Raw genomic sequence first — 22,719 nt, 5'->3', positions numbered from 1 at the left:
AATAGCAATGTCACGTTGCCACATGAACCATATAACTATGATGCAATAAGGAGGTATATAGGATGACAAAAGAACAAAAACTCGCAGAACATATTATAGACGCTGTTGGTGGTCTTGATAATATGGATAATGTTATTAATTGTATGACACGTGTAAGAATTAAAGTGATTGATGAAAACAAAGTAGATTATGATAAATTAAAAGCAACTCAAGGTGTTATGGGCGTCGTAAAAGACGAACGCGTGCAAGTAGTAGTTGGTCCAGGTACTGTTAATAAAGTAGCGGATCATATATCTCAATTAAGCGGTGTACGTCTAGGGGAAACAATCCCTCATAATTCAACGAATTATAAAGCTGATGCTGAAGCAAAAGCACAAGAAAATAAAACAGCAATTCAAAGTAAACAAAAGCGCGGCGCCTTTAATAAATTATTAAAAACAATTGCCAATATCTTTATTCCGTTAATTCCAGCCTTTATTGGTGCCGGATTAATTGGTGGTATTGCAGCAGTATTAAGTAACCTTTTAGCTGCTGGTCAAATTTCAGGTGACTGGGTTACACAACTTGTCACAGTGTTCAATGTAATTAAAGATGGTATGTTAGCTTATCTAGCTATCTTTACAGGTATTAATGCAGCCAAAGAATTCGGCGCAACACCAGGATTAGGTGGTGTTATTGGTGGTACTACATTACTCACAGGATTAACTGATGAAAATGCGATTATTAATATCTTTACAGGCGAACCACTACAACCTGGTCAAGGTGGTATTATTGGCGTTATTTTTGCAGTTTGGCTTCTTAGTATCGTTGAAAAACGATTACATAAAATTGTCCCTAATGCAGTAGATATTATTGTCACACCTACTATTACGTTATTTATCATCGGTTTATTAACTATATTTATCTTTATGCCATTAGCTGGTTTTGTTTCTGACGGTTTAGTATCTGTCATCAATGCTACAATCAGTATCGGTGGCGTTTTTAGCGGCTTTATCATCGGTGCTTTTTTCCTACCACTAGTTATGTTAGGATTACATCATATATTTACGCCTATTCATATTGAAATGATCAATCAAACGGGTGCAACTTATTTACTTCCTATTGCTGCAATGGCAGGCGCTGGTCAAGTTGGTGCTGCTTTAGCTTTATGGGTAAGATGTAGAAAAAATACAACTTTAAGAAATACACTCAAAGGTGCACTACCTGTAGGATTTTTAGGAATCGGAGAACCTTTAATTTATGGTGTCACTTTACCGTTAGGCAAACCATTCTTCACTGCATGTATTGGTGGAGGTATTGGTGGCGCTGTTGTTGGAGGTATTGGTCACATTGGGGCAACTGCAATCGGACCTAGTGGGATCTCATTGTTACCTTTGATTTCAGATCATATGTATTTAGGATATATTGCAGGACTACTCGCTGCGTATGCAGGTGGTTTCGTCTTCACCTATTTCTTAGGTACGACGAAGACTATGAGAGAATCTGATAGCTTAGGTGATTAACTATGACCAACGTACTTTACAAAATTGACAGCAATTATGCTCAGTTAACTAAAAGTGAGAAAAAGATTGCAGATTTTATTTTGAATTCACCACATAAAATTATCAATATGTCAGTTCAAGACTTATCTAACGAGATTCATACTAGCACAGCATCCATCGTTAGATTTAGTAAAAAAATTACAGATAAAGGTTTCCAAGAATTAAAGATTGCCATCTCTCGTTATTTACCTGATGATGCAATCCATAATAATCACCTCGAATTAGCGGATAATGAGTCAGTCGATACGTTAAAAACAAAAATGCTATCTCGTGCAACAGACACGATGAACTATGTATCAACGTACATAGATGAATATAGTATTGACAGTATTTGTGAAACAATGAAGCGTTCAAATACAATATTCCTATTTGGTTATGGTGCTTCACTCGTCATCGTTACTGATTTATTTCAAAAATTATCCCGCATTGGACTCAATGTCCGTTTGTTACAAGAAACGCATTTATTTATGTCAACGTTAGCGACACACGATGAAAATGATTGTATTATCTTTGTAACAAATCAAGGTAATCACAGTGAAATGCAATCTATGGCTAAAGTCGCAATGGACTATAACATTCCAATTATTACAATTTCTAGTTCTAATGATAACCCAGTCGCAAAAGTTTCAGACCATACTTTAATATATGGTCAAACGGATGAAAACGAACTGCGTATGGCTGCAACAACATCACTATTTGCTCAACTTTTTACAGTAGATATACTTTACTATCGTTATATTGCATTGAATTATCAAAGTGCACTAGACTCTATTACGCAGTCTAAAATGGCTTTAGATAATTACCGTAAGCATTTATCTAAAATTCAATTTAAACATTAATCGATATGTTAAGTTGAACTATATTAAAGAAAAGCACCTATCGTCAGCATAATACGCTGTTTCGATAGGTGCTTTTTTATGAATTTGAATAAGGGACTAGTAAAACGTATAGCGATTTTTAGTCCCTTATTACAAGTTACCCTAAATATTGATATTTTGTTTATTTAGCTTCACTTTTTAAAAGTTCAAAAATGTTTTTAGCATTATCTGTATTATCTATATTTCCTTGGAATTTATCACTACCGGGACCAAACGCATATGTGTTCACGTCTTCACCTGTATGTCCGGTTGTAGTCCACCCCGTATTCGATTTATCATTGATTGGTTTTTGAATTGCATTTTGTAATTCTTGTAATTGCCCTTCATATGCCTCATCATCTTCATTTAATTTTTTCAGTTTTTCAGCTTCATCTTTAATTTTATCAATTTGAGCTGCTTCTACATCAAAACCATAACCTTCATTAATTACTTGTTCAGCATCTTCACCTTTGGCAATTTGTTCAGTCATGTATGTGCCTGAATGTTTCATATCGTGAATTACTTTAGGGTTCCAGAGGTAATCTTCACCTTTGGCAATTGATAAACCACCTGTCGAGTGATCTGCAGTTGCTACTACAAGTGTATCTTTATGTTCTTTAGCATAGTTCATGGCATAATCAAATGATTTTTCAAAACCTTCCATTTCTGACATTACACCAGTAACATCATTTGGGTGCCCTGCTTTATCAATCGAAGCGCCTTCCACCATTAAGAAGAAACCTTTATCATTTTGCTGTAATTTATTAACTGCAGTTTCTGTCATATCTAATAGTTTAGGATTTTTATCAGGTGCGTCTATTTGTAATGGCATATTTCCATCAGCGAACAAACCTAATATTTGTTTACTTGTTGATTTTTGTAAATCGGTTTTATTATCTACAACATCATAACCATCTTTTTTGAATTTATCTGTTAAATTACCATTTTCTTCACCGAAATATTTTGCACCACCACCGAGTAAGACATCTACTTTATGTTCGCCGTTAATTTTATCATTATAAAATTGTTGTGCGATTTCATCTTTTTTATCGCGTGAATCTACGTGTGATGCATAAGCTGCAGGTGTTGCATCTGTAATCTCAGCAGTTGAAACTAAACCGGTAGATTTACCATTTTCTTTCGCTTGTTCTAATACTGTTTTAACATTTTCTTTATTTTCATCTACACCTATTGCGCCATTATATGTTTTATGACCAGAACTAAATGCAGTAGCAGATGCTGCTGAATCCGTTACATTCTCTTTTGGATCAGCTGGATTTGTACGTTGATTACCGACAAGATGTTTATCGAACGCAGTTTTTTCCATTTCTTTTGTTTCAGGATTATCTGCGAAATAACGATACGCTGAATTATAAGATGGCCCCATACCATCGCCTACTAAGAATATTACATTTTTAGGGTTTTCAGTATTTCCCATATAAGATACATCAGGTGTATCATTTGATGCTTTTCCATTACCAGAAGCATATGTTGGTTGTACATTGCCTAATGCCGAGCCAACAACAATTGCACTAGCTACAGTTACAGTTGCTAACTTATTAAATAGTTTCATAAATTAATAACTCCTTTGATATGTATTATTGTGCTTACATGTTAAGTGTAATCCATTAATTTTGCGTCAATATTTTAATAATGTAAATTTTCTGTAAAACAGTAGTTATACAAGCACTTATATCCACAGTTTTAGAGCTATTTTTTATAATAAAAAGGTTAGCTATTTTATAACTTAGTAGTTTCAGTCATAAAATAGCTAACCTATATTTCAGTTGAATTATCAACCTATGTTAAATTTGTTTATCTTTACCTAACTTATGATAGCCTTTTAAGAAAAAGAACATCGTCATGAATAATAAGAATACTATACCTATTACTACTGAGACTACTGTTTCTTTATTAAATAGCATACCTATCAATACGACAATAAAGAATGCCATTGTAATATAGTTAGTAAAAGCCCCACCTGGCATTTTGAATGGATGCCCTTCTATTTCTTCAGGATGATTTTTTCTAAACCTTAAGTGACTAATTAAAATCATAAACCAAGGCACCATGCCTGGTAATATAGATGCACTATAAACATATACAAATATACTATCTGCACCTTTAATAAATAATGGTAAAATAACGTTCAATAATGCACCGATTAAAATACCTAATGCAATTGCAATTACAGTCCAGACTGGCACACCATTTTTCATAACTTTACCAAAGAATTTAGGTAGCATACCTTTTTGAGATAAATTCAATGTCATACGACTTGCACTAAATATACCTGAGTTACAGCCAGACATTGCTGCAGTAAGTACAACAAAGTTTATTAGTCCAGCAGCAAATGTAATACCAACTTTTGCAAATGTAGCAACAAATGGACTACCAATGTTACCTAATTGATCCCAAGGATAAACTGTAACAATTACAAAAATAGCTCCAATATAGAAAATTAATATACGCCAAATGACGCCATTAACTGCACTTTTTATATTTTTTTGTGGGTCTTTTGTTTCTCCGGCAGTGATTCCAATTAACTCTACACCTTGATATGAACCAATTACAATAGATAGTGCAAAGAAGAACCCTAACCAACCATTAGGCATAAAACCACCGTGAGCCCATAAATTAGAAAGTCCAATTGCCTCTCCTCCATTACCTAACCCGAAGAAGATAATTCCAAAACCAGCAATTATCATTAAGATAATCGTTACGATTTTGATCATTGCAAACCAGAATTCAAATTCACCAAAAGCTTTAACTGACACAAGATTTGCACAAGCCAATAATACTACTACAATAACGCCTGGTATCCATTGCGGTAAATCAGGAAACCAATAATTCATATATTCTCCAACAGCTATTACTTCACTCATACCAACAACTACCCATTGGAAAATATTGCTCCAGGCTGTTAAATAACCAGCTACTGGATGTATGTAATCACTTGCAAAGTTAGCAAAGGAACCAGAAGTTGGGTGTAAATAAACCATCTCTCCCATTGCTCTCATTACTAAAAATATAAATATACCTGCAATTAAATATGCAAATATAACTGAAGGACCTGTCCATTTTATAGTGCTTGTAGCTCCTAAAAACAGTCCGACTCCAATTGTTCCACCAAGTGCAATCATTCTCATCTGACGCGCACCTAGTCCCCTCTGTAACTCATTGTTCTCATTCATAATTCAAACCCCATCTCTTTCGATTATAAATAAAGATGAAACACTTATCATGTCGCCATTATACTATAAAATCTAAAAATTGGAACAATTATTTTCGATTTATGTAAGGGCTTACATTTCCGTTATTAATTGTATTTTATTTCGTCAAAAAAAGCAAAGTAATTTTATGAATTTCACTGTTTTTGATTTTTCAAATGTCATCACGATTTATTTAAAGTGATTCACAGTGGAACATACCTACTTCAAATATAATTCATAAAATTTATTATGGAGATATTGTGAATTTATTCACAAATACTGATTGTCATAGTATACTTGTCCTAATCTATCGAAAGTGAGGATACGTAATTGAATGAGAAAAACATTAAATGGGATAAAGTCTTCTATGGTAAGGCGTGGATTGATCATGTAGTTGATACGATTAGAACCAAGGATGTACTTCAAAGTTTTTACTTTAAACGTTATTTATTACGTGCAACCATGGCTGGCTTTATATTAGGTATTATTACTGTATTCATATTGTTGATTAAAGCTTCTCTTGGAAGCGATGTGCCCTCTGGTGTTACAAATTTAGTTTCATCCGTTGCCTTTAGTTTTGCATTAGTGCTAATACTATTCACCAATTCAGAATTATTAACAAGTAATTTTATGTATTTCACTGTTGGATTGTATTATCATGTTATTAGCCCTATGCGTGTCTTAAAAATTTTCACCTTATGCTTTATAGGAAACGTGGCAGGAGGATTAATATTTTTCACACTCACACGACATTCAGATATTATGTCTCCGGAGATGTTCATACAGCTTGAAATTACAATAGAGCATAAACTATTTGCCGCAGGATTTTTAGCAATTTTAATCAAAGGGATATTCGCGAATTTTTTTATCAATATTTCATTAGTTATCGCCATGCAAATTGATGACATTCTAGCTAAAATGTTTGTCATGATGTTTGGCGTATCCATATTCGCCTTTATGGGTTATGAACATGTCGTTTATAATTCTGTATTATTTGCTGGTGGACTCGTTTATCAAAGTGATTTATTGGCAGTTATTCCTACATTAATCAATTTACTTGGTGCTGCAATTGGAAACTATATTGGCGGGGGTTTGATCATCGGATTGTTTTACGCATATTTAAATGATCATCATCAATATGACGGGCAAAGGTTGCATTAATTTTGTGACGTTCTATATTTCAAACTTTCTATGGTATAATTTTCATTAGATTTTATTACAAAGGAGTTCAACATGAATAAAATTTTACTTAAAAAAACAATTACAGTTTCTCTTATCTTTGGTGTGTTATTTTTCTTATTAAATTATGTTACTGGTTCAGATAGTTCAATTGGACAATTAATTTTAAAAAGTCTACTTGTAATTGTAGTATTTGCTATATTATATTATGTCTTATTTTCTATTGTTGATTCACCAGAACGAAAATATAAATTTGGTATCACGATTCCAATCGCATTGTTATTAGCTATTATCATATGTGCTTTAATATCTACTATAAAAGTTGGTATTATTGTCGGTTTAATTGTTGGTATCATCGCTGGTTATGTTTGGGAATATATAGAAAAAAATAAAAATGGTGGTGACAAATCATGAGTATGATTATAGGCGTTATTGTAATTATTTTACTGATTGTAAGTTTGATTCCTAATTTAAAAGCAGTAAAAGCCTCTAAAGAAACTGGGGAAAAAAATACGCGTTTTGCAATCATGGTAGGTATAGATTCAATACTACTTGTCCTCGTTGTAGCAACATTGATTTTCCAACTTTTATAATTAACAATGTTTATATTAAATATAAGCTAACATATATAATGCAGTTGAGTTCGCAACAGTGCTTTGTTTGCGTGCTAAAGGGATCCTCCATATGGAAGCTCCCTTTTTATATTTAAAATCAGGTCCAAATTTACAATTTATCTTGAAGCACAAAATAATATATTAAACTAGCGCCTAACAAATAAACCACCGTTCCTACCATAAATGATCTAAATTGTATTTTAAAAGGTATTTTTTTATTAAAAATCGGACCTAATACCAAATTACTTATCGCCAATACAATGGGTCCACCCAAGAAAAATAAAATTAAATATCCACTCATTTAATTAGCCTCTATTTTTCTCAAAGTACGTCGTAATGATTTCTTCACCGGTTAAATCTTTTCCAGTAAATGCCACTTCGCTAAAATCTTGTTTTTCTGTCATTGTATTTGTATTGACGATAACATCTAAACCAGCTAAAACTGCGGCAGTTGCACCATTAACTGAGTCTTCGATTGCTAAACAATTTCCAGGATTGTAATTCAGTTTTTGAACAGCAGTGAGGTATGGCTCAGGGCTTGGTTTAACCGCTTCAACATCTTCTCTACCTACAACGATATCGATATAATTGCTTAATCCTAGACTTTCAAAAGCTGGTTTGATGTCAGCTCTATAGCTACTCGTCGCAATCGCCATGGGTATATGACATTTTTTGCAATAGTCCATTAACTGTTTCATTGCATCAATGATTGGCAAATCAACGCTTGTGCTACTATGTTCGACATAAATTTCATGCTTATTTTCTTTACCTAATTGACTTTCTAAATAATGATGTAAATCCGTCGCAGCTCCGCCAATAGATTGACGATAAAAATCCAATGTTATTTCAGTTAAATTATGTTTTTTCAAGTGCTTATTAATGATTTCAAATAGATGCCTTTCTGTATCAATAATCGTGCCATCAAAATCAAATATGACTGCTCTATACATAATATATCCTCCTCTGTCCACTTGTTGTTTCGTTAAATTATATTAATGCTAGCTTATCATATTTTAAAATCGAAATATGTAGTTTAGATTTTAAAATGGTAATATAGAAATTGAGGCTGAGACATGTGATATGTCCCAGCCTCATTATTTATGCTTCTAGTGTTATTACCGTTTATTCCAATATTTTGCTAAAATTGGTCCGGTAATATTGTGTACCAAACTAAATACTGCCCCAGGCACTGCCGATAAAGGACTAAAGTGTACAGTAGCTAATGTTACTGCTAACCCTGAATTCTGCATACCAACTTCAATCGAAACAGCTTTTTTATCAGCGCGTTCCAGTTTAAATATATTTGCTAATGTATATCCTAATACATAACCAACAATGTTATGTAGTATGACTACTGCAAAAATGAGCAATCCTGTTTCTAGTATTTGTGATTTACTCCCACCTACTACAGAAGCGAGTATCAGTGAAATAGCAATTACAGAAACGATTGGCAATGCAGTTGCAGTCTTATCAGCGAATTTTTTAAATACTTTTTGTAATATAAAACCAATCGCAATAGGAATAAGTATCACTTGCACTACTGACCAAAACATACTCATAAATGAAACTTGTAACCATTCATGTGCGAATAAATAAATTAATGCTGGCGTTAAGAACGGAGCAAGTAACGTAGAGACGCTTGTAATAGCTACAGACAACGCAACATTCGCATTTGCTAAATAACTCATAACGTTACTTGATGTTCCCCCTGGACAACACCCAACTAATATCACACCAATTGCAATTTCTGGTGGTAATTGAAATAATTTAGCAATTAAAAAAGCCGCTAAAGGCATGATTGTGTATTGCAAAATCACACCAATTATTACGCACTTTGGCGATTGAAATACAATCTTAAAATCTTTCGGGTCAATGGTCAATCCCATCCCTAACATTACGATACCAAGTAAATATGGCACCCAACCACTTAACGTAGCTAACTGAGTTGGAAAAATAAAGCCAATTATTGCAGCGATTAACATCCATATCAAGAATGTGTTTGTTGCAAACTTACTCACTTTTGATAACATCTCTAAACACTTCCTCTATGTATTAATAATGAAAAATGTATCATACTTTAAACAGCTATACAACTGAATTTTCAAAATATTCCAACTTTTTAAAAGCCAAAAATTTAACTTCAAAAATAATTTTCAACTTCGTTCTAAAGACCTAGTGTCAACATTTTAAAAGAGTGGTACAATTTAATAGAAATAAAAACTTGTATAATTTTAAGTGTAAAGAATATTATGATTAATATCCATATGACACTTTATATAGATATGGAGGTATAATATGTTTTTAGATAGAACGGAAACTTTTGTGTTAAATATAGGTGGACTTAACAAACGTGCCACACGTAAAAATTTAACTAAATTATGTAAGCAAATTAATTTTTGCAACTCATTCAAGTTTTCAATTTTTAAAGAAAATAACTTGTATGCATTAAAGGTCAACTTACCAAAATACCAGTTACCATATATTATTAGTTTTCTGAGCTTCCATAATTATTTAATTTATCAAATTATAGAAAGTAATCATTCTGAAAAATTATTAGATCTTGATCATTTATTGTTATCTTCTAAACGTTTTGAACTAACTATCGATGGACTTTACGACGCTTTTGTTAAAGACAAAGTCATTGATATTTTGAACTTAATCAATCAAACGGAGCATATTACATATACCTTCAATAGAGATAAAATAAATGTTTCTTGTTCTCCTAAAGTTTTCGCAAAACTCATCCAAATGATTGCTACTCATAACATTGATGTACTTGGTGCAATATATCAACCAAGATTAATGAATAAAGCTAGAATTTCGTAATTCGTTTATATAATAAAGCACAGCCCATGGAACGATTCCATACGGGCTGTGCTTATTTTTTATTATCTATTTAATCTTACTCTTCCTCGTTAACGATGTTTTCAAAGGCTTCTCTTACTTGTGGTACTGACATACCAACAACGACTTGGACATTTTTACCACTTTTAACTAATCCATGTGCCATTTGATTATGTGTGAAATAACCACTATCTTCTACTTTATCTATATCATTCACTGTTAATCTTAAGCGTGTCGTACAATTTGTTACGTCCTTGATATTTTCTTTACCACCAAGGCCTTCTAAATAATAATTTGCTTTATCTTCGTATTCATTACCAGTAGATGTTGCGTTTCCTTTGTCATCACTGCCTTTTTTACTCTTATAATCATGTTTACTATACAACTTCACGTCTTCTTCATCTTTCTTACGACCAGGAAGTGGAATATTGAATTTTAAAATTAAGAATCTGAATAAGAAGTAATAAATAGCTGTAAATACAAGACCAATAATGATTTGAATTACATATGTTAACCAATGATTTTGTGCTAAAGGTATCCAATTGGTAGCAAAGAAGTCTAATAGACCGCCACCAAAGTTACCTACGAGGCCAAATCCATACATCAGTGTATCCATTGTTGCAGCTAATAGTGCGTGCAATACAAATAAATAAGGTGCAATAAACAAGAATGTAAATTCTAATGGTTCTGTAATACCTACAACTACAGCAGTTAATGTAGCTGGGATAAGTAACGCTGCAATTTTTTTCTTATTCTCTTTAGGTGTAGTTGAATACATTGCTAATGCAATACCTATCGAACCAAATACTTTACCATTACCTTGTAACATAAATCCATAAGGGAATTGTTCTTTCAATGACTTCGTACTCGTAGCAAATTCATTTACATGCGCAAACCACTCTGCTTTTAATCCGTGGTTTACCACTACTGGACCTACTTCAATTGGTGCATATATAAAGTGATGTAAACCTGTTGGAATAAGTACTCTTTCTAAGAAGTGATATAGCCATACCCCAATGTAACCCGATCCTATGATAAATCCTTGTAATGAAGAAATACCACCTTGAATCGTCGGCCAAACAATACATGTTATCAATGCAATCGGCAACATAACAATAAACGAAATCGTTACTACAAATGTTAATCCTTGGAACACACCTAGCATTTCAGGCAGTTTCTTACTGTAGAACCTATTATGTATCCATGTCACAATACTAGAAATTATAATACCACCTAAAATATTGGTATCTAACGTTTCAATCCCAGCAATTGCTTTGAGTCCAGTAACATTCTCGACTCCTTTTTCAAAATTAGCCCCAAATGTATGTGGCCATTGTGTAAGAATAGCGTTAATAAATGTATTAAACATGAGATAGCCCATTAACGCTGCTAGTGCAGCATGACCAGGTGCTTTTTTAGCTAAAGAAAGTGGCAATCCGACAGCAAATACAATTTCCATATGATCGAATATTACCCAACCACCAGATTCTATTACGGACCATATTCTAAACCAAGTCGTCCCATCTTCTGCAATACTTCCCATTATTGCCGGATTTTTAAATAATGTAGCAAACCCTAAGACAATACCGAAGAAAGCAAACATCAGCACTGGAACTATCATCGCACTCCCAAATCGTTTAATTGCGTTCATAAAAATATACCCCCAAGTTCTATTAAATTTAGATAACTTACATTCAAATACTTATATGTAAACTTATCATTTTTTAGATACGTCTGTTTCAAATCTTATCTCAATACTAAAGGAAACGCTTACATATAAGCAATGGTTTGACTATATTACGAATAGTTTTGTATAATCAGATTATATTTCCAAAAGTTGAAAATATTTTCATGAAGTGCGAGGTTATCATATTGTTTTTAGATGAACGCGTTAATAATAACTTTAATAAATTAAATGAGAATGACTTACATATTGCTCATTTTATCAATACACATACGACAAAATGTAAAACAATGAAAATTCAAGACTTAGCAGAATATACACATGCTTCAAATGCAACTATTCATCGTTTTACACGTAAATTAGGTTTTGATGGTTATAGTGACTTTAAATCTTATTTAAAGTTTGAAACTGAAAAATCTCATAATCTCCCTTCAGACTCTATCGAAGGTTTTAAACAAGACGTCGAAAATACTTTTACATATTTAGAACGCATTGATTATAATCTTGTCACTGATAAAATCAATGAAGCAGAGACCGTCTATTTGTATGGGACAGGCGTCGCGCAAATGAATGTCGCCCAAGAAGCGCAACGTATTTTGTTAACAATTCATAAAAATATTATTGTTTTACATGATGTACACGAATTTAAAATGGTCCTTAATAGAACAACACCTACAGATATTTTCTTCATTATTTCTCTTTCTGGTGAATCTCATCAATTAACAGATATCACCAACTTATTACAGTTACGTCAAAAGTATTTTTTCTCCATAACTACTTTAAATGATAATACACTTGCTCAAAAAGCTGATTATAATATTTATGTCTCTAGCAACACTTTTTATCTTGCTGACGGTATAGATTATTCAAGCTTTATAAGTTATCACATATTTTTCGAAACATTATTGCGTAAGTTTAACGAGCGCATAGAAAAAGGTGAAATTATTTCTTAATAATTCACAAACTTTATGCTGAGCTTATTACTATTGCAATACAACTAAGCATCTCTAAGTTCAAATATCAGTACACCACACCATTAACATCTACTTATGGCGTGGTGTTATTTTAATTTGTTCTACGGTATTTTCAACCTAATTTCATACGAGACGCCTGAGAGGAACAGCATGAACCGAAGACTATATACAAGCTGAGACCATGCCCTAGGCAAGCGAGTATGAAATATATATTGTACAGTAGAAGTTATACTTGGGCGAAAGCGCACAAAAAAACTGCCAACAAAGCGACAACTTTGCTAACAGTTTATATTCACAACATCTCATTACATGTTAAAGGTCTGATTCAAATTCTTCCAATACCACTTGTAATTTATCAAATAATATTTCAAAACCATGCGCAGTAGAATCATGATATTCTTTTTTCTTCTGCTTATATTCCAGTGTTGTATATCTACGTTCTTTTGGCACAAAAGCTTTATAATTAAAAATCATTTGTGTGATGCCCGCTTCTCTTTCGAATATTTCAATTTCAATTGTATCTTCAGAATCACTTAACTCTGGCATACCAATTGTCATGACGATATATTCATACGGTGTTAACGTAATAAAAGAACCTTTTACTACATTTTCTTTCCCTTTACGAACGTCAACTATTTCATAACTTCCATTTTGTTCAGCGTTAATATGAATTGATTTATTTGTTCTATCTGTTGTCATAAACCATTGTTTAAGAAAACGTTGATCTGTCCATGCTTGATATAATAATTCTGGTTCAACTTTAAATAGTCGTTCAAGTCGAATCTCAACGTATTCATTTTCAACATTATATTTACCCACGATTGTTCACCTACTTTCACTCTTAATTCTATTCTAACCTATTCTACAAGACTTCTAAACAATAATCATATGAATCATAAAATGTTCTAGTCTTTACTTTAAAACGATCAACTTCTATATTTTATCGTCAATAGTCAGTAAACGTCAAAATTTTAAACGTCACTTCCGTAAAAACATGTATTTAAGAACTTTTTATAAAATTACATTATATTCCAACATAATAAAAAGGGAGGTTCATCAGATACAAACAATGCACTGATTCTCCTTCCCTTTTAACCCCTTATTTTTTATTTAATCTTGGTAAGTTAAAGAAGATTGCAATCAAACCACAAACTCCTAAAATCATAGGATAAATAGAGTAAGGTAATAACTCAAATGGAGATATAGATGCCACACCTGCTGCTGCAATTAACTGTGGACTATAAGGTAAGAGTCCTTGGAAACAACTCGCAAACATATCCAAAATACTTGCAGATTTTCTTGGGTCTACATCGTATTCTTCCGAAATTTCTTTTGCTAGTGGACCAGCCATCAATATCGATATCGTATTATTCGCTGTTGAAATATCCGCTGCACTGACTAACCCAGCTATACCTAATTCTGCGCCACGTTTTGATTTCACTCTATTACGAACAAAGTGAAGTAACCATGTAATACCGCCGTTATGTTGAATAAGTGCTACAAGACCTCCGATAAGTAAGGCAATCATCGCTATATCTTCCATACCAATAATACCTTTTGAAATAGATCCTAATAATCCCGTCCAACCAAATGATCCATCTATAAGGCCAATTACTGCTGATAATGCGATACCACCTATAAGTACAATAATCACATTAATACCAATTAATGCTAATATCAGTACCATTAAATAAGGTAAGACTTTGATAATGTTATAGTCATAACTTTTAGTTGCATCAATTTGTGCTCCATTTGTTAAAAACCACAAAGCTATAATCGTAAATATAGCACCTGGCAACACAATTTTAATATTCACTTTAAATTTATCACTCATTTTTGTTTTTTGAGTACGTACAGCTGCGATTGTTGTATCTGAAATCATTGATAAATTATCACCAAACATTGCACCACCTACAACCGTAGCCATCGTAATAGCTGCTGAGACATCAGTTGCTTGACTCAATCCAAATCCAACAGGCGCTATTGCTGCTACTGTACCTACAGAGGTACCCATTGAAAGCGAAACAAACATACAAATAATAAATAAGCCTACGATAATTAAATTTTCTGGAATAAGTGACAATCCTAAATTAACTGTAGATTGCACGCCACCCATGTCTTCAGTAGTTTGAGAGAAGGCTCCAGCCAGTATAAAGATGAGCATCATTAAAATAATATTTGAATGACCCGCGCCTTTTGTGAAGACTTCCACTTTTTTATGAAACGTTTCTTTTCTATTTAAAATCAAAGCTACAATAGATGCTACTAAAATTGCTACATTTAAAGGCATTGTTGAAAAATCACCCGTACCAATACCTACACCTAAAAATAAGCCTACAAATACGAGCAATGGAATCAATGCCCAAGCGTTACCTTTCTTTATCTTCTCCATACAAAACCAACTTTCTATAAGGGTAAAAGCGTGAAATTTACTCATCGCTATTTCTTTGTTTTTCCTTTTTGAAAATAAAAAAACTCTTTTCTATTGAAGAAAAGAGTAAACGTTGTGTTTTCATTCTTATCTTCTAGCATACATTTATGCTACTGGAATTGGCACACGCATCATCATGTTGCCGAAGTATCGACGGGCCAGTCCCTCCACTTCTCTAGATAAGTTATTAAATTGTTCTATTACAGTACATTTTCAACTGTAATTCGTCAAATACTGATTTAGCTTAATACGTTAAAGCACGTTTGTCAACATTACTTTGCAATCATACGCTATATACAAAAAGTGCGACACCTTATTCAGTAGGTCGCACAATCGTAAATGTTTCTCCTAACGACGCATAGTCATTGCCGGCTAAGCGCGAGACAGCTGCTAATGCCTGAGCATCAATTTTACTATCTTCAAAGTATACATCATCATCGATATGGAACATAACGACTTCACCAATAATTAAATCAGAACCTTCTTGTGGATCGCCCAATGGAATAATTCTGTTTAATTTACATTCCATGCGGACTTTTGCTTGTTGTATCCCTGGGACAGAAACAAGTTCTGAATCAATACATGTTAAATTTGTTCTTTCTAGCTCATTACGCTTACGCTCTATTGGTGCTGCCGTTTTATTAACTTCTTCAACAATTGTTTCATCAGTAATATGAACGACAAATTCTTCGGTTTCTTCGATATTTACTGAGGTATCTTTTCGTTCACCTTCTGAACGGACCGTAGAAATCATAATCATTGGCGGTGCGCTATTCACTATATTAAAGAAACTGAATGGCGCTGCATTTAAATGACCTGATTTATCTTGAGAAGTAACAAATGCAATCGGTCTTGGAATTATACTCCCACTCAATAATTTATAATTTTGTTTTTTAGAGAGTGTATCTGCTTTAAATTGTTTCATATTTTATTACCATACCCTTCAAAAAATAAAAGCTAGATAATCTATAAGAGATTACTAACTTTTGATATCATTAGTCTAACTGAGTTCCGCCTGTTACACCATAAACTTGCCCAGTCGTATAACTCGACTCTTCAGCAGCTAAATGTACATATACTCCTGAAAGTTCAACAGGTTGCCCTGCTCTACCTAACACTTCTTTTTGACCAAATGTAGGTATCTTCGATTGTGGTTGTCCGCCAGATATTTGTAGGGGTGACCAAAATGGCCCAGGTGCTACACAATTCACACGAATACCTTTGGCACCTAATTCTTCTGATAAACTTTTAGTTAATGAAATGATTGCTGCTTTTGATGCTGCATAATCATGTAGGATAGGACTTGGATTATACCCTTGCACGGATGATGTTGTCGTAATTGTAGCACCCGGTTGTAAATAATCTAGTGCTTTTTGAACTGTCCAAAATATAGGATAAACGTTTGTTTCAAATGTTTCAGTAAATGAAGCTGTATCGAAACTTTTTAAATCATCTCTGTATTGTTGGTGTCCTGCTACAAGGGTTACATTATCTAAACCACCTAATTCATTATAAGCTTGCTCAACTAAATCATAGTTAAATTGTTCATTTCGGAGATCTCCTGGTATTAAAACAGCTTTTCTACCTGCTAATTCAATCACTTCTTGTACTTCTTCGGCGTCTGCTTGTTCTTCAGGAAGATAATTTATCGCTACATCTGCGCCTTCTTTCGCATACGCTATAGCAGCAGCTCTTCCAATGGCAGAATCTCCACCCGTCACTAACATTTTATAATCTGTTAATCTACCATAACCAATATATGAAGTTTCCCCACAATCTGGTTTAGGTTCTAATTCTTTTTGTAAACCAGGAAGCGTTTGTTCTTGTTTTGGAAAATCTTCATTTGAAAATTTTGTTCTTGGATCTTGGGCTGCCATAATACAACACTCCTTAAATAATTATTATATCTATACATTACCCAAATTTTATAGGAGTTAATACATATACAAAGTGTTTAACAACTTATACTTCGTTCAATAATTTTTGAACAAATGTAACAAAATACTCAGGCACTTTTTCTAGAATACGTTCATCTGGGTCATACTTAGGGTGATGTAAATCATATTCACTATTCGACCCAATGAATGCAAAGACACTTGGATATTTATTTGCAAAACCAGAAAAGTCTTCGCCAATTGTTAAAGGTTTATCCATAACTTCTACATTATATCCAACTTGTTTGGCTACTTCGATAGCGTCATTCGTTAATTTTTCATCGTTTTTAACGGCACCTGGTAAACGATGATATAGTGTTTCTATTTCGACATCAAAGGCTTCTGCAAGTCCACTTCCAATTGCTCTAAGTCGTTCTTCAATATAAACACGTTTATCTTCATCAAAGCTTCTCACAGTACCTTGGACGTACGCTTGATCAGCAATAACATTCCATGTATTGCCACTAGATACTTCACCTATAGTTACGACTGCGCTATCAAAAGCAGATAAATTTCTGCTTACAATCGATTGAACACTATTAATTAATTGTCCTAGAACGATGACAGGGTCGTTACCCTGTTCTGGTTTAGCAGCATGCGCACCTGTACCTTTTATTTTAAATTCAAAACGGTCTACAGACGATGTAATTACACCCGACTTCACTGCAAATTCACCCACATCTAACGACGGATAGTTGTGATAGCCTAATACAGCTTTTGCGTCATCAATCGCTCCTGATTCAGTGATATGTAGCGCCCCATAACCCAGTTCTTCTGCAGGTTGAAAAATAATACGGACACGTCCTTTTAATTGGCTTTCAATATCTTTAAGTCTTGTTGCTACCGCTAATATACTGGCCATGTGTATATCATGTCCACATGCATGCATCACACCTTCATTCGTTGAAGTGAATTCATGTACCACTTGCTCATGGATAGGCAAAGCATCAATGTCTGTTCTTACAGCCACGAATGTTTCACCTTGTCCCACTTCAGCAACTAAACCAGTCTCTAGTGGTAAATCAATTATTTTAATATCATACGCTTCTAATATTCGTTTCAATCTTTTTGTCGTCTCATATTCAGCATCTGAAAGTTCAGGGTATTGATGTAATGTTCTTCTCCAATTCACATAATCTTCATATTGTGGCATTATATGTCACGTCCTTTCTTATTAATAAAACGGTAAATCATGTAATAACTTATTGTTACAACAACGACGCCTAAGGCAAGGTTATTCGTAATTAAAATAATTACTACGGTAGAAATAATTAAAACGCTATTTAACAAGGGTGCTTTGCGAATAAATGGCAACGTTCGTCTATCAAACGTACCAAGTGAAATCGTGATCAACACAGTGGCTAACACTGCCATAGGTATGCGTCCGATAATCTCTCCAAAAATAAATAAACATATCAATAAAAAGCTTCCTGTGATGAAAGTCGACAACCTTGAATTCGCACCCATTGCTACATTAAAGCGTGATTGTCCAACAAGTGCACTACCGCCAAACCCTCCAAACAAGCCAACGATAAAGTTCGCGATGCCTTGACCAATAGATTCCTTATTCTTATCACTGGTTGTCGAAGTTACAACATCAACCATTTGCGCAGTTAAAGTCGTTTGTATCACGGCTACAATAGCCATTGCTATACCATAAAGCAATGCAATCACCACTATATTCAAATCACTTATTTCATTTGGTATGGAAGGTATTGGCATTTTTATATGTATTGAAGCCATATCAGACACATATTGAATGTTTGGTTTCATCACTCCTGCAAGTAGTGTCAATATAATAATAGCTATTAAAGGTGCTGGTATAAGTTTGATATATCGCCCTGCAAGCCAAATAATAAAGAATGAAGCAATTGCAAACACATATGTCGAGGCTGAAATGTTAAATATATGCTTTAATTGGGAGGTAAACAATAATAAACCTAATGCATTCATAAAACCAATGACTACACCCGTAGGTATGAAGTCTAACAATTTATTTATGTGACAATATCCCAATATAATTTGTATGACACCCATAAACAATGTAGCTAATATAAGCGCGTTTAGACCATGACTTGCCATTAATGGTGCGACTACTAGCGACACACCACTACTTGGCGCTGAGACCATCAACGTTCTATTCCCAGTAAAGCTCAACACGAGCATCATCAAACCAGTACTTAACATGCCTATCGTTGGACTTACACCAGCGATGAAAGAGAATGCAATTGCGCCTGGAAGTAATGCAAGGGCAAGTAATATACCTGTGAGCATATTTTGACTTAAATCCCCGCTCCATTGTTTAACATAAGTAGTTTGCCCCACATTCGATGTCACCTCCCATGTATGCTTTAAATAACATGGTACCATAATTGTCGAAATATTTAATCAACTCAAACTTAATTTGTTTTACCCTTAAAATGAAGCGGGATAGATATCAAATTTGATTTCGTATTCCCGCCCATAATGTTGACTAGAAAAAAATTGAGTCTGAGACATGTATTTATGCCCCAGACTCAATGTTATTAGTTATTTAACTTAACTTGGTTATCAACCAGTAATTTGCCACCTTTAATTACTTTTTCAGCATGGTTTATACCATAATGATACGGAATATACTCATGGTTTGGTGCATCCCAAATGACAATATTGGCTTTGTCACCTTTATTAATTGTACCAGCGTCAACATCAATTGCTTTCGCTGCATTTACCGTAACGGCATTCCAAATTTCATTTGGTGATAATTTTAATTTCAATGCAGCAATCGACATCACAAGTTGTAAGTTGTTTGTTACACAACTTCCTGGATTAAAGTCTGTTGCAATTGCGATAGCCCCATCATTATCTAACATCCCTCTAGCATCTGCGTATTGTTCTTTTCCTAAATAAAACGTTGTACCTGGTAATAATACAGCTACTGTATCGCTATCTTTAAGTTTCGCTTTGCCTTCTGTACTGGATGCTACTAAATGATCTGCAGAAATTGCACCTTCATCAATTGCTAATTCAAGACCACCTAATGGATCAATTTCATCCGCATGAATTTTAACATCAAAGCCTAAATCCTTTGCTACTTGCATATATCTTCTGGATTCTTCTACTGTAAATACGCCTGTTTCGCAAAAGATATCTGCAAAATCAGCATACTGTTTAACTTCAGGTAATAAATCAATCATTTCTTGTAAAAAGGCTTGATTAGATTTCGCATCTTTTGGTACTGCATGTGGACCTAGGAAAGTATGTTTCATATCTAAGTTATATTTATCTGCTAAACGCTTAGATACACGTAGTTGCTTGAGTTCACTTTCTTTATCTAAACCATAACCACTCTTACTTTCAACAGCTAAAACCCCGTGTTGTATCATCGTTAACAAATTCTTTTCAGCTTTTTTAAACAGCTCTTCTTCAGTGGCATTTCGCGTTGCTTCCACTGTGGATAAAATACCTCCACCTTGTTCAAGTATTTCTAAATATGAAACGCCTTGTCTTTTAAGCGACATTTCATGTTCTCTTGAACCACCATGAACTAAATGTGTATGTGCTTCAACAAGTGATGGTGATACAACTTTTCCTGTAGCGTCGATTGTTTCCTTCGCCTCATATTCATCTGTATGGGCGCCTGAGTAAACCACTTTGCCATCTTTAACAACTACCGTTCCATTTTCAACGATTTCTAATTTGTCTAAATCTTTTCCTTTTAAAGGACGCTCTGTAGATTTTGGTAAAATTAATTGTTTAATATTTTGTATAATTAAATCATTCATTTTTTATCTCCTTTACCCGTAATCATTGGAATTTTGATACCTTTTTCTTTAGCAACATTAATTGCTGATTCATAACCTGCATCTGCATGTCTTACAACACCCATACCCGGATCTGTCGTTAATACACGTCCTAAACGACGATCTGCGCGTTCTGAACCATCAGCGACAATGACCATACCAGCATGTAATGAATAACCCATACCTACACCACCGCCATGATGGAACGAAATCCATGAGCCACCAGCTGCTGTGTTAATTAAAGCATTTAATACTGCCCAATCTCCCACAGCATCTGAACCATCTTTCATGCCTTCTGTCTCACGGTTTGGACTCGCAACAGAACCTGAATCAAGATGGTCACGACCAATAACAACTGGTGCAGAAATTTCTCCGTCACGAACTAAACGATTTAAAGCTAAGCCCATTTTGGCACGTTCTTCATAACCTAACCAAGCTATACGAGAAGGTAATCCTTGGAATGCAATTTTTTCTTGAGCTAAATCTAACCAACGAATGAGCTTTTCATTATCTGGGAATAGTTTTCTCATTTCTTCATCTGCACGTTTGATATCTTTAGGATCTCCACTTAAAGCTGCAAAACGGAATGGTCCTTTGCCTTCACAGAATAAAGGTCGGATATAAGCTGGTACAAATCCTGGGAAATCAAAAGCGTTTTCTAAGCCATTATTATAGGCAACTTGTCTAATATTATTCCCATAATCAAAAGCAACTGCACCATTTTTTTGGAATTCGATCATTAACTCAACATGTTTTCTCATTGAATCTTGCGATAACGCAACGTATGCTTTAGGATCTTTATCACGTAACGCTTTTGCTTCCTCTAAAGAATAACCTTGTGGAATGTAACCGTTCAATGGATCATGTGCACTTGTCTGGTCAGTAACAATATCAATTTTAAATCCTTTATCTAAAATGGCTTTGTGTGTATCTACAGCATTACCAACAAGTCCGATAGATAATGGTTTGCCTTCTTGTCGTGCTTCTTCGGCTAAACGTAAAGCTTCATCTAAATCATGTGTCTTCACATCGCAATAACGCGTTTCTATACGTTTATCAATACGTGTCTCATCAACATCTACACCGATTACAACACCGCCATTCATTGTAACGGCCAGAGGTTGCGCACCACCCATGCCACCTAGACCAGCTGTTAAAGTCACTGTCCCATTTAACGTGCCATCGTAATGTTGATTAGCAAGCTCACCAAATGTTTCATAAGTGCCTTGAACAATACCTTGGGAACCAATATATATCCAGCTACCTGCTGTCATTTGTCCATACATCATTAAACCTTTTTTATCTAATTCGTTAAAGTGATCCCAATTTGCCCACTCTGGTACAAGCACTGAATTTGAAATTAATACACGCGGTGCTTCTTCATGTGTTTTAAATACAGCAACTGGTTTTCCGGATTGCACTAACATTGTTTCATCCGCTTCTAATGAACGTAACGTCTCTTCTATCGCTTCAAATGCTTCCCAATTTCTAGCTGCTTTACCAATACCGCCATATACAACTAAATCTTCAGGACGTTCAGCTACTTCTGGATCTAAATTGTTATACAACATTCTAAGGACTGCTTCTTGTTCCCAGCCTTTACATTCAATATCTAAACCTTTTTTTGCTACTATTTTTCTCATGAAAAATCACTCCTCATTTTAATT

The 22,719-nt window shown here is 34.1% G+C and carries 21 protein-coding genes and 1 riboswitch; of the genes, 7 read left to right on the top strand and 14 right to left on the bottom strand.

Annotation, left to right across the window (positions count from 1 at the left end; all coding sequences use genetic code 11):
* Positions 1-62: 62 nt before the first annotated feature.
* Together AAA453_RS04835 and AAA453_RS04830 are read left to right on the top strand one after the other, a co-directional pair.
* The gene (locus AAA453_RS04835) at positions 63-1,502 is read left to right on the top strand and encodes a PTS transporter subunit EIIC (RefSeq protein WP_046465882.1); all 1,440 of its coding nucleotides are present in this window, start codon (positions 63-65) and stop codon (positions 1,500-1,502) included.
* 2 nt (positions 1,503-1,504) lie between these two features.
* On the top strand, positions 1,505-2,380 hold the full coding sequence (locus AAA453_RS04830) for a MurR/RpiR family transcriptional regulator (RefSeq protein ID WP_046465883.1): 876 nt from the start codon (positions 1,505-1,507) through the stop codon (positions 2,378-2,380).
* Positions 2,381-2,540: 160 nt separating this feature from the next.
* On the opposite strand, the gene AAA453_RS04825 is transcribed toward AAA453_RS04830, so the two are convergent.
* Entirely contained in the window at positions 2,541-3,971 is a 1,431-nt protein-coding gene (locus AAA453_RS04825; RefSeq protein ID WP_427706662.1) for an alkaline phosphatase, read from the bottom strand.
* Positions 3,972-4,203: 232 nt separating this feature from the next.
* Positions 4,204-5,592 (bottom strand): amino acid permease, encoded by a 1,389-nt coding sequence (locus AAA453_RS04820; protein ID WP_427706659.1) that lies wholly within the window; start codon positions 5,590-5,592, stop codon positions 4,204-4,206.
* Positions 5,593-5,940: 348 nt separating this feature from the next.
* On the opposite strand from AAA453_RS04820, the gene AAA453_RS04815 reads away from it, so the two are divergent.
* The 3 genes from AAA453_RS04815 to AAA453_RS04805 all read left to right on the top strand — a co-directional run bounded on the left by AAA453_RS04815 (position 5,941) and on the right by AAA453_RS04805 (position 7,382).
* Positions 5,941-6,771, top strand: coding sequence for a formate/nitrite transporter family protein (locus AAA453_RS04815; RefSeq protein ID WP_427706656.1), 831 nt, complete (start codon positions 5,941-5,943; stop codon positions 6,769-6,771).
* A 72-nt stretch (positions 6,772-6,843) separates the two neighbouring features.
* On the top strand, positions 6,844-7,203 hold the full coding sequence (locus AAA453_RS04810; RefSeq protein WP_046465887.1) for a hypothetical protein: 360 nt from the start codon (positions 6,844-6,846) through the stop codon (positions 7,201-7,203).
* The gene (locus tag AAA453_RS04805) at positions 7,200-7,382 is read left to right on the top strand and encodes a hypothetical protein (protein ID WP_002506889.1); all 183 of its coding nucleotides are present in this window, start codon (positions 7,200-7,202) and stop codon (positions 7,380-7,382) included. Before AAA453_RS04810 ends, AAA453_RS04805 begins: the two co-directional genes overlap by 4 nt.
* Before the next feature lie 130 nt (positions 7,383-7,512).
* Here AAA453_RS04805 and AAA453_RS04800 read toward each other — a convergent pair whose 3' ends face one another.
* The 3 genes from AAA453_RS04800 to AAA453_RS04790 form a co-directional block, all read right to left on the bottom strand.
* Positions 7,513-7,704, bottom strand: a complete 192-nt coding sequence (locus AAA453_RS04800) for a hypothetical protein (protein WP_046465888.1) — start codon at positions 7,702-7,704, stop codon at positions 7,513-7,515.
* A 4-nt stretch (positions 7,705-7,708) separates the two neighbouring features.
* Entirely contained in the window at positions 7,709-8,353 is a 645-nt protein-coding gene (locus AAA453_RS04795) for an HAD family hydrolase (RefSeq protein ID WP_318420451.1), read from the bottom strand.
* Positions 8,354-8,518: 165 nt separating this feature from the next.
* Entirely contained in the window at positions 8,519-9,433 is a 915-nt protein-coding gene (locus AAA453_RS04790) for a bile acid:sodium symporter family protein (RefSeq protein WP_069817605.1), read from the bottom strand.
* A 265-nt stretch (positions 9,434-9,698) separates the two neighbouring features.
* Here AAA453_RS04790 and AAA453_RS04785 point away from each other — a divergent pair, with 265 nt between their 5' ends.
* Positions 9,699-10,229 (top strand): hypothetical protein, encoded by a 531-nt coding sequence (locus AAA453_RS04785; protein ID WP_046465891.1) that lies wholly within the window; start codon positions 9,699-9,701, stop codon positions 10,227-10,229.
* 76 nt (positions 10,230-10,305) lie between these two features.
* On the opposite strand, the gene AAA453_RS04780 is transcribed toward AAA453_RS04785, so the two are convergent.
* A complete protein-coding gene (locus AAA453_RS04780; protein WP_427706654.1) occupies positions 10,306-11,898 on the bottom strand; it encodes an alpha-glucoside-specific PTS transporter subunit IIBC in 1,593 nt (530 codons plus the stop codon).
* A gap of 221 nt (positions 11,899-12,119) precedes the next feature.
* Here AAA453_RS04780 and AAA453_RS04775 point away from each other — a divergent pair, with 221 nt between their 5' ends.
* Positions 12,120-12,884, top strand: coding sequence for a MurR/RpiR family transcriptional regulator (locus AAA453_RS04775; RefSeq protein ID WP_046465893.1), 765 nt, complete (start codon positions 12,120-12,122; stop codon positions 12,882-12,884).
* A gap of 333 nt (positions 12,885-13,217) precedes the next feature.
* On the opposite strand, the gene AAA453_RS04770 is transcribed toward AAA453_RS04775, so the two are convergent.
* The 8 genes from AAA453_RS04770 to hutU form a co-directional block, all read right to left on the bottom strand.
* On the bottom strand, positions 13,218-13,724 hold the full coding sequence (locus AAA453_RS04770) for an SRPBCC family protein (protein WP_046465894.1): 507 nt from the start codon (positions 13,722-13,724) through the stop codon (positions 13,218-13,220).
* Positions 13,725-14,004: 280 nt separating this feature from the next.
* Complete coding sequence (locus tag AAA453_RS04765; protein WP_427706652.1) at positions 14,005-15,297, bottom strand: Na+/H+ antiporter NhaC family protein; 1,293 nt, start codon at positions 15,295-15,297, stop codon at positions 14,005-14,007.
* Between the two features lie 123 nt (positions 15,298-15,420).
* Positions 15,421-15,522, bottom strand: a riboswitch (SAM riboswitch).
* Between the two features lie 127 nt (positions 15,523-15,649).
* Complete coding sequence (locus tag AAA453_RS04760; protein ID WP_427706650.1) at positions 15,650-16,261, bottom strand: flavin reductase family protein; 612 nt, start codon at positions 16,259-16,261, stop codon at positions 15,650-15,652.
* A gap of 70 nt (positions 16,262-16,331) precedes the next feature.
* Positions 16,332-17,213, bottom strand: a complete 882-nt coding sequence (locus AAA453_RS04755; RefSeq protein WP_285323719.1) for an SDR family oxidoreductase — start codon at positions 17,211-17,213, stop codon at positions 16,332-16,334.
* A gap of 85 nt (positions 17,214-17,298) precedes the next feature.
* On the bottom strand, positions 17,299-18,423 hold the full coding sequence (locus AAA453_RS04750) for an amidohydrolase (protein ID WP_427706648.1): 1,125 nt from the start codon (positions 18,421-18,423) through the stop codon (positions 17,299-17,301).
* Positions 18,423-19,595, bottom strand: coding sequence for a SulP family inorganic anion transporter (locus AAA453_RS04745; protein ID WP_427706646.1), 1,173 nt, complete (start codon positions 19,593-19,595; stop codon positions 18,423-18,425). The genes AAA453_RS04750 and AAA453_RS04745 overlap by 1 nt, the downstream gene beginning before the upstream one ends.
* A 200-nt stretch (positions 19,596-19,795) precedes the next feature.
* Positions 19,796-21,034: an imidazolonepropionase gene (hutI, locus tag AAA453_RS04740; protein WP_427706644.1), complete on the bottom strand. Its 1,239-nt coding sequence runs from the start codon at positions 21,032-21,034 to the stop codon at positions 19,796-19,798.
* The gene (hutU, locus tag AAA453_RS04735; RefSeq protein WP_427706642.1) at positions 21,031-22,695 is read right to left on the bottom strand and encodes a urocanate hydratase; all 1,665 of its coding nucleotides are present in this window, start codon (positions 22,693-22,695) and stop codon (positions 21,031-21,033) included. Before hutU ends, hutI begins: the two co-directional genes overlap by 4 nt.
* Between the last annotated feature and the right edge of the window lie 24 nt (positions 22,696-22,719).

This window comes from Staphylococcus parequorum (genome assembly GCF_039237145.1).
Classification (GTDB): Bacteria; Bacillota; Bacilli; order Staphylococcales; family Staphylococcaceae; genus Staphylococcus; species Staphylococcus equorum_A.
The sequence above is the reverse complement of the archived record's forward strand: the minus strand, read 5'-3'. Positions and strand labels throughout refer to the sequence as shown.

Excerpts from the sequence above, each read along its gene's own strand:
- AAA453_RS04790 (WP_069817605.1), bottom strand. The coding sequence starts at position 9,433 with ATGTTATCAAAAGTGAGTAAGTTTGCAACAAACACATTCTTGATATGG.
- AAA453_RS04810 (WP_046465887.1), top strand. The coding sequence starts at position 6,844 with ATGAATAAAATTTTACTTAAAAAAACAATTACAGTTTCTCTTATCTTT.
- AAA453_RS04820 (WP_427706659.1), bottom strand. The coding sequence starts at position 5,592 with ATGAATGAGAACAATGAGTTACAGAGGGGACTAGGTGCGCGTCAGATG.
- AAA453_RS04825 (WP_427706662.1), bottom strand. The coding sequence starts at position 3,971 with ATGAAACTATTTAATAAGTTAGCAACTGTAACTGTAGCTAGTGCAATT.
- hutI (WP_427706644.1), bottom strand. The coding sequence starts at position 21,034 with ATGAATGATTTAATTATACAAAATATTAAACAATTAATTTTACCAAAA.
- AAA453_RS04785 (WP_046465891.1), top strand. The coding sequence starts at position 9,699 with ATGTTTTTAGATAGAACGGAAACTTTTGTGTTAAATATAGGTGGACTT.
- AAA453_RS04795 (WP_318420451.1), bottom strand. The coding sequence starts at position 8,353 with ATGTATAGAGCAGTCATATTTGATTTTGATGGCACGATTATTGATACA.
- AAA453_RS04835 (WP_046465882.1), top strand. The coding sequence starts at position 63 with ATGACAAAAGAACAAAAACTCGCAGAACATATTATAGACGCTGTTGGT.
- AAA453_RS04780 (WP_427706654.1), bottom strand. The coding sequence starts at position 11,898 with ATGAACGCAATTAAACGATTTGGGAGTGCGATGATAGTTCCAGTGCTG.
- AAA453_RS04805 (WP_002506889.1), top strand. The coding sequence starts at position 7,200 with ATGAGTATGATTATAGGCGTTATTGTAATTATTTTACTGATTGTAAGT.
- AAA453_RS04760 (WP_427706650.1), bottom strand. The coding sequence starts at position 16,261 with ATGAAACAATTTAAAGCAGATACACTCTCTAAAAAACAAAATTATAAA.
- AAA453_RS04765 (WP_427706652.1), bottom strand. The coding sequence starts at position 15,297 with ATGGAGAAGATAAAGAAAGGTAACGCTTGGGCATTGATTCCATTGCTC.
- hutU (WP_427706642.1), bottom strand. The coding sequence starts at position 22,695 with ATGAGAAAAATAGTAGCAAAAAAAGGTTTAGATATTGAATGTAAAGGC.
- AAA453_RS04755 (WP_285323719.1), bottom strand. The coding sequence starts at position 17,213 with ATGGCAGCCCAAGATCCAAGAACAAAATTTTCAAATGAAGATTTTCCA.
- AAA453_RS04830 (WP_046465883.1), top strand. The coding sequence starts at position 1,505 with ATGACCAACGTACTTTACAAAATTGACAGCAATTATGCTCAGTTAACT.
- AAA453_RS04750 (WP_427706648.1), bottom strand. The coding sequence starts at position 18,423 with ATGCCACAATATGAAGATTATGTGAATTGGAGAAGAACATTACATCAA.
- AAA453_RS04800 (WP_046465888.1), bottom strand. The coding sequence starts at position 7,704 with ATGAGTGGATATTTAATTTTATTTTTCTTGGGTGGACCCATTGTATTG.